The organism is Gemmata sp. SH-PL17, assembly GCF_001610855.1.
GTDB classification, from domain to species: Bacteria; Planctomycetota; Planctomycetia; order Gemmatales; family Gemmataceae; genus Gemmata; species Gemmata massiliana.
Genome location: NZ_CP011271.1, coordinates 5,675,247 through 5,689,230, shown reverse-complemented (window position 1 = coordinate 5,689,230; position 13,984 = coordinate 5,675,247). Strand labels below are relative to the sequence as shown.

General features: G+C 65.5%; 12 protein-coding genes and 1 pseudogene. 8 read left to right on the top strand and 5 right to left on the bottom strand.

Annotated elements, in window-relative coordinates:
- The first annotated feature begins 415 nt into the window (after positions 1-415).
- The 4 genes from VT84_RS23430 to VT84_RS23415 all read left to right on the top strand — a co-directional run bounded on the left by VT84_RS23430 (position 416) and on the right by VT84_RS23415 (position 3,754).
- The gene (locus VT84_RS23430; protein ID WP_082841186.1) at positions 416-964 is read left to right on the top strand and encodes a hypothetical protein; all 549 of its coding nucleotides are present in this window, start codon (positions 416-418) and stop codon (positions 962-964) included.
- 198 nt (positions 965-1,162) lie between these two features.
- The gene (locus tag VT84_RS23425; RefSeq protein WP_082841185.1) at positions 1,163-1,834 is read left to right on the top strand and encodes a carbonic anhydrase; all 672 of its coding nucleotides are present in this window, start codon (positions 1,163-1,165) and stop codon (positions 1,832-1,834) included.
- 652 nt (positions 1,835-2,486) lie between these two features.
- On the top strand, positions 2,487-3,134 hold the full coding sequence (locus VT84_RS41165) for a hypothetical protein (RefSeq protein WP_239465460.1): 648 nt from the start codon (positions 2,487-2,489) through the stop codon (positions 3,132-3,134).
- A 68-nt stretch (positions 3,135-3,202) separates the two neighbouring features.
- Positions 3,203-3,754, top strand: coding sequence for an SMI1/KNR4 family protein (locus tag VT84_RS23415; RefSeq protein WP_082841184.1), 552 nt, complete (start codon positions 3,203-3,205; stop codon positions 3,752-3,754).
- 414 nt (positions 3,755-4,168) lie between these two features.
- On the opposite strand, the gene VT84_RS23410 is transcribed toward VT84_RS23415, so the two are convergent.
- Positions 4,169-4,978 (bottom strand): hypothetical protein, encoded by an 810-nt coding sequence (locus VT84_RS23410; RefSeq protein WP_157469752.1) that lies wholly within the window; start codon positions 4,976-4,978, stop codon positions 4,169-4,171.
- Positions 4,979-5,170: 192 nt separating this feature from the next.
- On the opposite strand from VT84_RS23410, the gene VT84_RS41160 reads away from it, so the two are divergent.
- Complete coding sequence (locus VT84_RS41160; protein WP_239465459.1) at positions 5,171-5,830, top strand: hypothetical protein; 660 nt, start codon at positions 5,171-5,173, stop codon at positions 5,828-5,830.
- A gap of 37 nt (positions 5,831-5,867) precedes the next feature.
- Here the strand turns inward: VT84_RS41160 and VT84_RS23400 are convergent, their stop codons facing one another.
- Together VT84_RS23400 and VT84_RS23395 are read right to left on the bottom strand one after the other, a co-directional pair.
- On the bottom strand, positions 5,868-6,728 hold the full coding sequence (locus VT84_RS23400; protein ID WP_082841182.1) for a formylglycine-generating enzyme family protein: 861 nt from the start codon (positions 6,726-6,728) through the stop codon (positions 5,868-5,870).
- Positions 6,729-7,391: 663 nt separating this feature from the next.
- A complete protein-coding gene (locus tag VT84_RS23395; protein WP_204249632.1) occupies positions 7,392-8,294 on the bottom strand; it encodes an AraC family transcriptional regulator in 903 nt (300 codons plus the stop codon).
- A 134-nt stretch (positions 8,295-8,428) separates the two neighbouring features.
- On the opposite strand from VT84_RS23395, the gene VT84_RS23390 reads away from it, so the two are divergent.
- Entirely contained in the window at positions 8,429-9,538 is a 1,110-nt protein-coding gene (locus tag VT84_RS23390; protein WP_082841180.1) for an FAD-dependent oxidoreductase, read from the top strand.
- A 206-nt stretch (positions 9,539-9,744) separates the two neighbouring features.
- Here VT84_RS23390 and VT84_RS23385 read toward each other — a convergent pair whose 3' ends face one another.
- Entirely contained in the window at positions 9,745-10,923 is a 1,179-nt protein-coding gene (locus VT84_RS23385) for a leucine-rich repeat domain-containing protein (RefSeq protein ID WP_082841179.1), read from the bottom strand.
- A 635-nt stretch (positions 10,924-11,558) separates the two neighbouring features.
- On the opposite strand from VT84_RS23385, the pseudogene VT84_RS23380 reads away from it, so the two are divergent.
- Together VT84_RS23380 and VT84_RS23375 are read left to right on the top strand one after the other, a co-directional pair.
- A pseudogene (locus VT84_RS23380) lies at positions 11,559-11,753 on the top strand (FAD-dependent monooxygenase); the annotation flags it as partial.
- Between the two features lie 474 nt (positions 11,754-12,227).
- The gene (locus VT84_RS23375; protein WP_082841178.1) at positions 12,228-12,959 is read left to right on the top strand and encodes a hypothetical protein; all 732 of its coding nucleotides are present in this window, start codon (positions 12,228-12,230) and stop codon (positions 12,957-12,959) included.
- A 62-nt stretch (positions 12,960-13,021) separates the two neighbouring features.
- Here the strand turns inward: VT84_RS23375 and VT84_RS23370 are convergent, their stop codons facing one another.
- Entirely contained in the window at positions 13,022-13,975 is a 954-nt protein-coding gene (locus VT84_RS23370) for a hypothetical protein (protein ID WP_082841177.1), read from the bottom strand.
- Positions 13,976-13,984: the final 9 nt, after the last annotated feature.

The window sequence follows — 13,984 nt, the reverse complement described above, 5'->3', positions numbered from 1 at the left end:
CCTGTCGCAGAGCGACGAGCTAAACGCGACCACGGGAACACCCACAACATACCCGAACCCGCGGCCGGTGCAAGCATCCCCACCCGGGGTTGAAACCCCGGGCTATTCCCGGTGACCCCATTCGGGGTCACAAAGGTATTGCACGTCGGGAGGGCGCAAACCTCATTCGTTGTTTTCGGACCCCGAAGGGGTCACCGGGAATAGCCCGGGGTTTCAACCCCGGGAGTTCTGGGGAAGGAGCAAGCAGGAAACAGCAACGGTACGCCGTGATGAGCCGCTCTTGTGAGCGACCTCGTGCGCACTCCTTTGAGCGTTTGGCGAAGGGGCCGTCTCTTCGCCGGCGGGGGCACGAGGGGTATTCTGTCACAGCGCGGTTTCGGGTGAGTGAGTATTCACGATTGCTGGAGCAGAAAACATGAGCACCGGCCCCGTTCACAAGGCCATCGTCCTCCGCGGCCCGCCCGGTGTGGGGAAGAGCGCGGTCCGCGACCTGCTCCGCGCCCACCTCGGGAAATCGGTGCGGTACATCAACCTCGACGCGCACTGGGGCAAGGGCGAGTGGCGGTGCGCGTACCCGGAGTTCCGGTACGCCGACCTCCAGCTCGCCACCGAGCCGGTCCTGGTGATCGAACTGGCATGGGGCGAACCGGACGGGCTCGCGTTCCCCGGCGCTACCCGGGGCGCGAACGAGTGGATGGGCATTCTGAAAGCCGCCAAGCGCGAAATCTTCCCATTCTTCCTGACGGCGCAGTGGAGCGACATCCTCAAGCGGCTCACGGACCGGCACGGGCACGACGGGAACCACAACGTGCTGGCGGAACTCGGGCGCGCGAGCTTCTACGAACACAACCACGCCCTGTTCTGCTACCCCGACATTCCGGGAATCACGGAGCGGACGGTCGACACGACGGGCAAAACCGCCGAGGCCGTCGCGGAGGCGATCAAGAAGATCGCCGGGGTGTAACCGCGTGCGCACGCTAAACGTGTTGCCATAAACGGCGGGGTCGAAGTGGGAAGGCAACTGGGCGGCGCCCGCTGCCACCGGGCTTTCAGAACGGGGCGCCGGAACCGGGAATCTTCGTAAGCTGATTGGCACCCGCAACGGGTGGGCGGGACGTCGCCCGGAACTGTTGCGCCCGACGATCGGAGACACAAAGGGTTCATGCAAAAGCTGATTCAGGGCATCCACCGATTCCGAACCGAGGACTTCCGCCCGCTCCAGGGGCTGTTCGAGCAACTGGCAAAAGGGCAGAACCCGGAAACCCTGTTCATTACCTGTTCGGACTCGCGCATCGATCCCAACCTGCTCACCCGGTCCCAACCGGGCGACCTGTTCATCCTCCGCAACGCCGGGAACATCGTCCCGTCCCACGGCGCGGCGAGCGGGGGCGAGGCCGCGACGATCGAGTTCGCCGTCGCCGGGCTCGGCGTCCGGGACATCATCATTTGTGGCCACTCGCACTGCGGGGCCATGAAGGGCCTGCTCCAGCCCGAAACGGTCGCGGCGCTTCCCGCCGTCACCTCGTGGCTGTCCCACGCCGAAACGACCCGCCGCATCGTCCGCGACAACTACGGGCACCTCGAGGGCGAGCGCCTGGTGACCGCGACCGTCGAAGAAAACGTCCTGGTCCAGTTAGAAAACCTGCGCACGCTCCCCGCGGTCGCGTCGCGCCTGGTCCGGGGCGACCTGCACCTGCACGGGTGGGTGTACAAGATCGAAACGGGTGAGGTCTTCGCCTACGACACGTCGAGCGGACAGTTCGTCCCGTTGGCACAGTACCAGTACCAGCCGAGCGAGGCCGCGGCGCGCCGTCGGACGTCGGGAGCCATCTAACGCGCACACGCGGCGCGCCGGTCGCGGCCGTCGTGTCGGAGATCAACACAACTGCTGCCCTCTCCGTAACGGCTGCGGTCCAAAACGGGAGTTCCCGTTTCGGCGAATGTGTAAGTGTCGAATCGACTGGAAACGACACGGGCCAGGGATTACTCCCTGGCCCGTTGTGTTCCCGTGGTGTCTACTTCCCGACCTGGGGTGCGGAACGCTCACGGCACAGCCGGCGGAACTCCGGCCGGACCGCGGTTCGGACCACGTCCCGCGGGGTCGTCCCAGGCGAACCGCGGTCCGGCCGGAGTTCCGCCGAAAGCAGTGCTGGAACAGCGTTCCCCGCGACGAGCGTGGTGGAGTGTGCTCGGACGACGCAACATCGTCCTGTCGCAGAGCGACGAGCTAAACCGACCACGAGAACACCCACAACATACACGAACCCACAGCCGGTGCAAGAACTCCCGGGGTTGAAACCCCGGGCTATTCCCGGTGACCCCATTCGGGGTCACAAAGGCATTGCACGTCGGGAGGGCGCAAACCTCATTCGTTGTTTTCGGACCCCGAAGGGGTCACCGGGAATAGCCCGGGGTTTCAACCCCGGGAGTTCTTGCACCGGGCGCCGCACCCGGTCATGCTGGGAGCGGTTCCCAGGGAGCGACCGATGACCGAGGCACAGTGGCTCGACTCTGCGCACCCCGAGAAGATGATCCGTTACATACAGCGAGTGGTTCTGAACGACCGGACCTGGCGCATATTTGCCGTTCGCTGTTGCGAGCGCGTCCGGCACCTGTTGCCCGACGAGCGGTGTCGAACCGCACTGGATACGTGCGCGCGGTTCGCCGAAGGTTCGGCGAGTGCGTCCGATTTGGCCGCGGCCGAGGACGCGAGCAACGCGGCGTTCACGGAGTTCGACGATTCTTTAAGGGAAACGGCGGCCGCCGCGGTACACGCCGCGTGTTTGCCCAACGATATGCACCTTTACGCGCCGTGCGCCACGCGGCAGGCGGCGCTACTCGTGTGGCCGCGGTTACAGAGGAAACTGGAATACCGCTGGCAGGCCGCGGTTCTCCGCGACCTCTTCGGGAACCCGTCTCGACCCGTCACCTTCTCCCCCTCGTGGCGCACGTCCACCGCGGTCGCGCTGGCGGCGCAGATGTACGAGGCGCGAGAGTTCGGCGCGATGCCGATTCTGGGGGACGCGCTTCAGGACGCGGGCTGTGATAGCGCCGATGTGCTGGACCACTGCCGCGGTGAAGGGCCGCACGTGCGCGGGTGCTGGGTCGTGGATCTGGTGCTCGGCAAGGAGTAGCGGACATTGCGGCGGCCGTAGCGTCGTGTACACACTGTGGTCACACGAGTTCGGACCCGGGGGGCACAATGACGATCGACGACCTCATCGCCGCGCTGCACGCGACCGCCGACCGCGCGCTCTCGCCGCTCGCGCTCCGCGTGTTCGGCCCGGACCGAACGCCGCCCCCGTCCCCCGCGCAGGTCGAAGCGTTCGAGGCCGAGATCGGCGCGCCGTTACCCGACGAGTACCGCGAGTTCCTGCTCCGGTGCAACGGGGGAAACCTCGACGGGTACCAGTTCGACGGCCCGACGCCCGAGGGGGAGTGGACCGCGGTCGTGAGTCGCGTGGGCGGGTTGCGCGACGAACGGCACCTGTCGCTCCGGTCCGCGCGCGCCAGTTACCAGGGGTACGAGGTGCAGATCCCCCGCGCGCTGGTGTGGATCATGGGCGACCCGGGGGGCAACGCGATCTGCCTCGGGCTCACCGGGGCGCACCGGGGGCGCGTATACTTCTGGGTTCACGACGAAGGGCCGGACCCCGATTCGTGGGACGGCGCGGTCGAAACCGCGGGCAACGTGGTCCTCCTGGCCAACTCGTTCGCGGATTTCATCGCTGGGCTGCGAGCCAGAGACGAGTGAACCGGCCGACTTCAACGACACGGGCCAGGGATTACTCCCTGGCTCGTGGTATTCCCGTGGTGTCTACTTCCCGACCTGGGGCGCGGAGCGCTCACGGCAACGCCGGAAGTGTTCCGGATCCCGGAGCGGCGGAACGGCGACACGTGCGGTTGAACCAGTCCGCTGCTCCGGGATCCGGAACACTTCCGATAGCGGTGCTGGAACAGCGTTCCCCGCGCGGGGTGTGGCGGAATGTGCTCGGACGACGCAACATCGTCCTGTCGCAGAGCGACGAGCTAAACACAGCCACGGGAACACCCACAACATACACGAACCCAAAGCCGACGCAAGCGGCGCAGACCGAAGGAACGTGTGAGTAAATGCAACGCAACATTTATCAAATAATCATATTAACCAATGGCAACCTGCAGCGTGTCAGTTGAGGCGTCCGTCCCACTGACAGTTCGGTAGGCGGGCGAGCACGTTCCGGACATCGATTTCCCCGAACTGCGCGTTTCGTCTGACCCGGAACCGGGTGAGCCCCAAACAGGCAGAAAACCGCATTAGTCCCGTCGCGGTAACGTTTGTTCTCCTGAGCTCGAGGTCTTCGACGTGCGACAAATCGGCGAGGCGTTCGACCACGGCATCGGTCACCCCGGGGCCGGCCAAGTCCAAGACCAAATCGGCGCTAAAAGACAAACGATCGAGATCCCCGTCCGCACAGTCGCACTCAACGCGGAGCGTTCTGAGGCGACCGTCCGGCGTGTAGCCGGCATCCAAGTCGAGTGACTCGTATGTCTCCCGCTGCCCGTTTTCGTACCACGCTTCGGACTCCGTAGTCCCGTCGGGCCGCGCGCGATCGATCTCGGCTTTCGGCCGCCCGGACGGGAACCATTCTCGGCTCGGTCCGGGCCGCGTCGGGTGGAGGTCCAGCTCTTGTAGGAGCGAGCCGGTTGCCGGATCGAATGAGTAGGACACCCCGTGAAAAGGGGTGCCGTTCAGGGTGGCGTGTTCTGTCGGTTCAGGTGCCTCTTCCCCAGACGGGAACGCGAGCGATTGAAACAGGACGCGGGGCCTCCGGGCGGCCCAAGCTTCGGCCGGCCCTTTCCGCACCCCTCCGGTGACCCGAAAGTTCGCAACCACGCGATCGGCTCGAACCTCGTAAGCGATCCCGTCGAAGAGTTGGCCGCACAGGTGTAATCGGTCCGAGTGAAGCTGAAGGGCATCGAGGCGCAGGCGCCGCATTCCGTTCCTCGCGCGAGTGTGGTGCAGTATGCTCGGCTGACGCAACATCAGCCTGTCGTAGAGCGCCGGGTCAAACGCGATGGGCACCCACAACATACACGAACACGCACCCGACGCAACCACCGAAGGGCACAGGAACTTGCGAACGGGCGCCGAAACGGTCATGCTGGGAGCAGTTCCAGGGGGCGACCAATGACCGAAGCGGAATGGCTGGAGAGTGATGATCCCTACTTGCTCCTCGACGTCCAACGGACAAGAGCGAACGACCAGCAGTTGCCCCTGCGCGCCCGAGCCAGATTTAGTCCCAGGCAGGTGGGCTTGTGGATCGTGGCGTGCTGCCGTCAGGATGAGGAACTGATGGAGGGCTCCCGTGAACGGGCCGCGGTCGAGTGGGCCGGGCGCGTGCTTGGCAGCGCAATCGAGTGTGCTGAGGCATGGGAGCCGTCCGATGCAGACCCCTACCGCATGGGTGCAGCCGCGTACCGCTGCCTCTGCGTCGCTCACTGCGTGCTAGGCGGGGACGACGCCCGCGCCGCCTCGCTAGCTCGTGAGGCGCTTGAGATCCTCCTCGATGTCGATGCGGAACCGTACCTTCTCTTCTGTGACCTTCTCCGTGACATCGTCGGCAACCCGTTCCGCCCAGTAACATTCTCCCCCGCATGGCGCACCTCCACCGCCGTCACGCTGGCGGCGCAGATGTACGAGTCGCGCGAATTCAGTGTGATGCCGATTCTGGCCGACGCGCTTCAGGACGCGGGCTGTGACAGCGCCGACGTGCTGAACCACTGTCGCGTGCCGGGTGTCCATGTGCGCGGGTGCTGGGTCGTGGATCTGGTGCTCGGGAAAGCGTAATTTTGGGTTCGGACTCAGAGCCGGGGTGTTGTCGCTCTTACGGTTTCGCGACAGCGACGACTCGGAACCCGATGTGATCGTACCCGCGTTCGGGCTCGAATTTCAACCGCAGCGCCGAGCGGCAGTACTTCCCCTCGTCGGTCCAGGCCCCGCCCCGACGCACCCGCGAGACCGAGCCGTCCCGGTTCTTCTCCCCCTTCGTATCGTACAGGTCCGGGTCTTTCCCGCCCGGCAGTTTCGAGTGGTACCAGTCCCGGCACCACTCGAACGTGTTCCCGTGCATGTCATGCAGCCCCCACGGGTTGGCCGGGTAGCTCCCGACCTTCGCTGCCCGGCCGAGGGACGGCCCGCCCTCCGCGCCGTTGTACGGCATGTTCTTGAAGTTCGCCTGTTTTGGGCTCAACTTGTCCCCGAACGAGGTGGCGGTCGTTGTCCCGGCCCGGCACGCGTACTCCCACTGGGCTTCCGTGGGTAGCCGGAACTCCCAGCCCTTCGGGAGCGTCCCGTCCTTCTTCCCGAACTCGGTGAGTTTGGCGCAGAACGCCTCGGCCCGGGCGAAATTCACATCCCCGATCGGCAAGTCGTCGTCCTCGGGTAGTTCCGCCGTCGCCTTGCCGGGGAGCGCGCCCATCACCCGCTTCCACTGGCCCTGGGTCGTTTCATACTTCGCGGTCCAGAACCCCTTGGTCAACGTCACCTCGACCGGCTTCTCGTCCGGGCGGTGGTCGGGCTCGCTCTCGGGGCTGCCCATCGTGAACGTTCCCGGCGGGCACCAGCGCAGTTTGACGCCGGCGATCTCGCGCTCGTCCCCGGCTTTCGTTTCGGCGCCGGTCGGCCGGTCCCCCTCGACCCAACCGCACCCGACGAGCGCCACGAGGCCGGCCCATATTCGGCTCATGATTCTGCCCCTCGATCCGAGTTCCCGAAACGTGAGTGTACCGGGCACCCGAGGGCGACGATTGTTGTTTCCGCGTGGTGAAATCAACGGAATCGTTGTGCCCGCGCCGGGCGGTCGTGAGGGCTCGAACGGATCCCCTCGGCCCGAGCGCCCGCGCCCATTGCCCGGCGCTTGCGCTTCGTGGGATGGTGCCCCAATCAACCCGCGCTACGGGACGCGCGGGGTACCCGCCGTGTTCGCCCCGTTCCGCACCACGTGAGCGCCCGAGCAACGCGGGCACGGTGGGATCGGAGCCCGGTTCGTTGCCGATTCGCTTATCTCGTCAGGATAGAGGCACGACACCGTTCAAGCCGCTACCCAATTACGCGGCCGGGGCCGGCGTAGCAACCGGCTCGGTGCCTGCCCGCCCCACCCGCGCGCGACGCCGAGCCAACCATGCGATTGCCGCAACGGGGACCGCGCCGAGTACAATCCACCGGCCCCATCGGGACACGCGCCCCGTCCGAGACGCGGAGACCACTTCGCCGGTGCGGACATCGAACACGAACCGGTTGCCGTCGACGGTCGCGATCGTGTACTCGAACTCGCCACCGACCCGCTCCTCCCGCTCCCACCGATAGTGCGAGACGGATCGCTCGACGCGACTTACGTTCGCTCGCCGTATCAGCGACGTGATCGAGTCGCGCCCAGCGGTCTTTTTCTGCGTGCCGTTCCGCCCCGGTTATCGGGCGCCTTCCGGCTGTCATTTGAGGTGGGTGCAGTTGTCACGCCCGCGAGTCTCTGCGCCATGTATCGGGCCGGGGAGGTGCCGAGGGCCTTGCGGAACATGAAGACGAAACTGCTCGCGCTTTCGTAGCCCAGGTCGGTGGCCACCGATTGAACGGACACCCCCTGCGAGAGCCATTGCAGCGCCAGGATGATGTGGAGCTGCTGGCGCCAGCGGCCGAAGCTCATGCCGGTCTCCTGGAGCACTTGCCGCCGGAGCGTGCGCTCGCTGACTCCGATGTGCTCCGCCCATTCCTGCGCCGTTGCCCGGTCGGACGGGTCGGCCGTCAGCCCGTCGGCGATCTTCCGCAAGCCGCCGTCCGAGGGCATCGGGAGGTGCAGCTTCTCTACGGGCGCGGCGGCGAGTTCATCGAGCAGCACCGCCACCAAACGCGATTCCACCCCTCGAACGGGGTACAGCGTGGGGAGCTTGGCGCAGCGGAGGAGCAGTTCGCGCAGCAGGGGCGAGACGGAAACCGTGCAACAGGCGTCCGGCATGTTTCGGGCGCGGGCCGCGTCCACGAACAGGCTGTAGCACTCGATCGCCCCGACCCCTTTGGCGCTGTGCCGCGTGCCGCCGGGAACCCAGACGGCGCATTGCGGCGGCACGATCCACAAGCCCTGAGCCACCTCGCACGTCGCCACGCCGCGCGTCATGTAGATCAGTTGCCCCTTGCGGTGCTCGTGGGCCTCCTTTTCCAACCCGCCGGTCAGTGAGTCGGCGGTGACCCCGAACGCCATCACCGGCCGCGGCACCCGGTCGGGGTCGAGGCGCTCGTCGCTCTTGTGCATCATCTTCATCGCCAGCGTTCCCCAAAAACGCCGCGCGCCCCGCTGACCGAATTTCGATACAAGTTGGCAGACTATCCTGATGCGGCCACGAAGGAGACGGCGTATCCTCCAACATACCCAGCGGCACTGCGAAAGGAATCAGGATGAATGTTACGATCATCGGCGCCGGTCTCGGCGGGCTGGTACTCGCGCGCGTCCTCAGCGTGTACGGCATCCCGGCGACAGTCTACGAAGCGGAACCCTCCGTAAACGCGAGAGGGCAGGGGGGCATGCTCGACATCCACGAGAACGACGGGCAGGTCGCACTCAAGGCGGCGGGGCTCTATGAACAGTTCCGCGAAATCATCCACCCCGGGGGGCAGGCGACGCGGGTGCTCGGCACGGACGGCACGGTCCTGTTCGATCAACCCGACGACGGCACCGGCGGGCGCCCCGAGGTGCCGCGCGGAGAGCTTCGGCGGATTCTGCTCGAATCACTTCCCGCCGACGCGGTCCGTTGGGGGCAGAAGGTCGCGTCGGTGTCTGCACTTGGCGGTGGGCGGCATTTGGTGACCTTCGCCGACGGCTCGACGGTGACGTCCGACCTCCTCGTAGGGGCCGACGGCGCGTGGTCGAAGGTTCGCCCGCTCCTTTCCGAGACGAAACCGGCGTATACCGGCACCACATTTGTTGAGACCTACTTGTTTGACAGTGACAACCGATATCCGGCGAGCGCGGTGGCCGTCGGCGGCGGCTCGATGATGGTGCCGGTTGAGGGGAAGGGCATTTTCGCGCACCGCGAGCCTAACGGTGTGTTGCACGCATATGTGATCTTGCGCAAGCCGCGTGAGTGGGTCGACGGCATCGACTTTTCGGACCGGGCGACCGCCCTGGCCCGCGTCGCCGAAGAATTCGATGGCTGGGCGCCCGAGTTAACGGCGCTCATCACCGAAAGTGACACCGCCCCCGTGCCGCGTGCCATTTACGCGCTACCCGCCGGGCACAGTTGGGCTCGTGTACCCGGCGTGACGCTGGTCGGCGACGCGGCGCACCTGATGGCCCCGAACGGCGAAGGGGCCAACCTCGCCATGTTCGACGGGGCCGAACTCGGGAGGGCCATCGCCGCTAACCCCGGCGACATCGAAGCCGCGCTCGCCGCGTATGAACGGGAACTGTTTCCCCGCAGCGCGTCCGTGGCCGCGCAAGGCGGCCTCGAAGATCTCTTCGGCGCGGGCGCACCGCAGACCCTGGTCGACTTCTTCACCTTCACATGAGGATTTCACCGCAGAGGGCACGGAGAGCGCGGAGGAAAGGCAAGTGCGGTCGCGAGCGGCATTGTTTTGGTTCTGCTCTGCTTTTTCGTGCCAGTCCCTTGAGGCTTGGGCTCGCCCTTCCGCTTCGGCATGTACTCTCGTGATAAGTGCACATGCTAGCACGAGAAGGGCGTGAAGAGAAAGTCCGGTAAGGCCCGCTTACACGATCACTTTGAGATAGAGCATTTCGGCAACGCCGATTTGATTTCCTTGAGCCCCTCGTCCGTTACCTTCGTGCCGAACAGGTAGAGTGTGGCGAGGCTCTTGAGTGCGGCGATTTCCTTGAACCCCGCGTCCGTTACCTGCGTGCGGCTCAGGTCGAGTGCCGTGAGGCTCTCGAGTGCGGCGATTTCCTTGAGCCCCTCGTCTGTTACCTGCGTGTGGTTGAGGGTCAGAACGGTGAGTTTGGTCAGCCCCTTGAGTTCCTTGAGCCTCGCATCAGTTACTTTCGTGCCACCCAGGTGGAGTGTGGTGAGGTTCTTGAGTGCAGCGATTTCCTTGAGCCCGGCGTCCGTCACCTTCGTGGAATTCAGGTAGAGTGTGGTGAGGTTGTTGAGCGCGGCGATTTCCTTGAGGCCCGCATCCGTTACCGAAGTGACGTTCAGTTGGAGTGTGGTGAGGCTCTTGAGTGTGGCGAGTTCCTTAAGCCCGGCGTCCGTTATCTTTGTGGTACCCAGGTGGAGTGTGGTGAGTTTGGTCAGCCCGTTGATTTCTTTGAGCCCCGCGTCCGTTACCGACGTGCCACCCAGTTGGAGTGTGGTGAGGTTCTTGAGCGCGGTGAGCTCCTTGAGCCCCGCGTCCGTTACCGACGTGCCACCCAGTTGGAGTGTGGTGAGGTTCTTGAGCGCGGTGAGCTCCTTGAGGCCCGCATCCGTTACCTGCGTGGCACTCAGTTGGAGTGTGGTGAGGCTCTTGAGCGCGGCGAGTTCCTTGAGCCCCGTGTCCGTTACCTGCGTGCCACCCAGTTGGAGTGTGGTGAGGCTCTTGAGTGCGGCGAGTTCCTTGAGGCCCGCGTCCGTCACTTTCGTGCGACTCAGGTCGAGGGAGGTGAGTTTCTTGAGCGCGGCGAGTTCTTTGAGGCCCGCGTCCGTTACCGGAGTGTAACCCAGTTGGAGTGTGGTGAGGTTCTTGAGCGCGGTGAACTCTTTGAGCCCCGCGTCCGTCACTTTCGTGCGGCTCAGATCGACCGCGATGACCGGTTTGTCGGGTGCGCTCTCGTCGCGGGTTACCTTCCCGCCGAGCTTCTTGACGAGCGCGAGGGCCTTGTCTTCGGCGTCGTCGGCTCGAACCGGGGAACACGGGCACAGGGCCGATGCGGTCAGAATGAGTGCCGAGATCCGGAACATCGTTGCTCCCGATTGCATTCCAGAGGGAGAGGAATTGAACACGTTCAATATGGTAAATGATCGGACGTTACATTCAAGCGAAAATCGGCCTGCTGCCGCCATTCCCCACAAACGAGTCCGCGCGCACTTCAGTGCTTCATCGTTCCACTGAAGGCAGGGTATTTTGCGCTCTGCGCGCGCACGCCGTTACTGTGCCTATAACCCCGACTGTTCCCGATGGGGTGCTTTTCGACCATCCCGCCGGAAGGGTCCGTCACTTAGATCGTTTCCAGAGTGTAGAGAGGAGCCGGCGCCCGATCGCTCGCCCAGTTGCCAGAGCGTTACTCGATGCTCGGGAGGTCAACGCCCCTTCGCCTGGTTTGTATCGTGAGCGGCTACGGCTGCGCTTCAGGTGGAGGGTGAGCGCGTCACAGAGTGGCGTCAGTGCCCGGGGCGATTGACCGCGATTTTGCAACCGGGGTGCGTCGTTGCGGTTCTGATCGCTGTCGCGCGTCTGCCCGCCGTCGAAATGAGCTTCTACGGCGGGGTAGCACTCACCCTGTTTAAGGCTTGGTATGGAACGCCGGCGCGCATCGGGATTCTCCTGGCGGTTGGCGTCGCCGTTACTCAGTTGGCACTGGGCCGGCGCGCAGTAAGGGGCCAACCTCGCCATGTTCGACGGGGCCGAACTCGGGAGGGCCATCGCCGCTAACCCCGGCGACATCGAAGCCGCGCTCGGCGCGTATGAACGGGAACTCTTTCCGCGCAGCGCGTCCGTGGCCGCGCAAGGCGCCCTCGAAGATCTCTTCGGCGCGGGCGCACCGCAGAGCCTGGTCGACTTCTTCACATGAGAATGCGGATTTCACCGCAGAGGGCGCGGAGGAAAGGCACGAGTGGCTCGGCTTCTTCTCCGCGCCCTCTCGCGCCCTCTGCGGTGAAATCTTCTGCACATCGCCCGTCTCGCGCCGCCTCAAATAATTTTGTTTTTATTTCCACTAGTGGACTTGATAGCGCATGTTGCGTGTGGGTATAATGCCCGACGCGGGGGGAGTGCGCGCGGAGCCGGTGTTGAGTGCTCGCGCACGTGAGGCGCGGGAGAGAGTAAGGGGCGGGCGAGTACGAATGTTAGCCGGCGCGAGGGAGAAACAGCGTTTTCCCCGGGCAAAATGAGGGCGCGGGGGGCGTGGTCCCGAAGTGTTAGCAAATGTTAACTGCGCCAGAGGGCGCGCGGCACCGGTCCGCGCCAACGGTTCGAGCGCCCCAATTGAAACGGAATGATCGGAGCGACGTCCGGTAGGATATTTCCTTCTAACGGGGGATCACCGATGCGTCGCTCGCTGTTGGTTCTGGCCGCGTGGGTCGTGCTGCTCGGGGTGTTCGTCAGCGCCCCGGCCGCCCCGGTTCCCAGTGACCCCGCCGCCGTGCGCAAAGTGCTGGACGCGCACTGGGCGGACCTGGAAAAGGACGAGCCGGCCGCGTCCAAGGCCCTGCTCGCGCTCGCCGGGCGCCCGAAGGACGCGGTCCCGTATCTGCGCGAGCACCTGAAGCCGCTGAAGCTCAGCAAGGACCGGCTCAAGCAACTACTGACGGACCTGGGGAGTGAGAAAGACGCGGTGTGGAAAGCCGCGTTTTACGAACTGGAGTACCTGGACCCGCGGATCGCGACCGGGCTGGTGGACCTGATGGACCAGGTGACCGAGTCCCCGGCCCGGCAGCGGTTGGTCACGGTTCTCAGCGGGCGGAGCCTGGAGTTCCTGGACAAGTACCTGGCGAACAAGCCGGTCACGTTCCGGGCGGTCCGACAGGGCGACGGGTACTGCTTCCAGGCCGAGGGTTCGTGGTGGGCCGAACACCGGATCGAGAAGCTGAACGTCGGGGAGCACGTGGACTGCCCCAAGAAGAAGTGGACCCGGGCCGTTCGAGCCGTCGCCCTGCTGGAGTTCTTCGGCACCCCGGACGCGGTGGCGCTCCTGAAGGATCTCGCGACGGGCCACCCCGACGCGCAGCCGACCAAGATGGCCAAGGACGCGCTGGACCGTCTCAAGGAGAAGTCGTGAAACTCTGGCGCCCGGCGGTGCTTTCGCGGGGCTACTTCTCCACTTGGAACAGTGCGTCCGGCTTACGGCGCCGGCTTTGCCCCGGCGTACAAGCGGGCCAGTTCGACCATGAGTTTCTCGACGCGGTCGTAATACTCGTCCTCGCTGAGCCGGTCCTTCTGGTCGCGCAGGGTGGCGAGCGCGAGTTCCAGTTCGTCGCGCCGCACCCGGACGCTCACCGGGAGCGCCCGTTCCCTGGCGCTCGGGATCAGGTGCCACTGGTGGGCGCGGGTGCCGTCCACGGCCGCGCCGTCCTTCGCGCGCCGCACCGCGCGCACCCCCTGGAACCAGTCGGCCGGGGAACCGAGTTTGTCCCCGTTGTCGTCGAGCAGCGGGTGCTCGGTAGCGAGCCGGCCCTCGCCGCGGTAGAACTCGCGCACCCGGTCGGCGGCGGTCAGAAACGCTTCCAGGAGCGACACTTGACCGTCTTTGTCCAAATCGGCTGCCGGGGAGCCGATCGCTTCGGCCAGGTACCCGCCGAACCGCGCGTAGCTCGACTCGCTCCCGCTCCGGGTGGCGGTGACGACCACGCGCCCCGGGCCGGACAGGTGGTTGATGAACGCCGCGCTCGCCGAGGTGCAGTTCACCACCGCGACCGGGCGCTTCACCGGTTCGAGCCACTCCGCCAGTTCCTTGGCCGTCACGTCCGGGCCGCGGAGGTTGAACCGCGCCTCGCGCCCGTCGTCGGTTCCGTGCCCGATGAGTACGACCCAGAGCGGGGCGGAGCCGACGCGCGGTGCTTCAGCCAGGAACGTGCGGAATCGGTCGTGGTCCGAAGGGGTAGTTGTGGCGTCCCGGCCGATGCACACGAACCCCGCGCCTCCCTTCTTGGCCGCCGCTTCCCATAGCGCGGACCACTTCTGAAAGGTCGCGCCGTACTCCGGCGTTCCTTCCGCGCCGACAACGACGAGCACCTGGGGCCGGTCGACGGCGCCAAGAAGTGTCGATACCAGCGCGATCGCGAACGGCACGCTCACAGGTTGTTC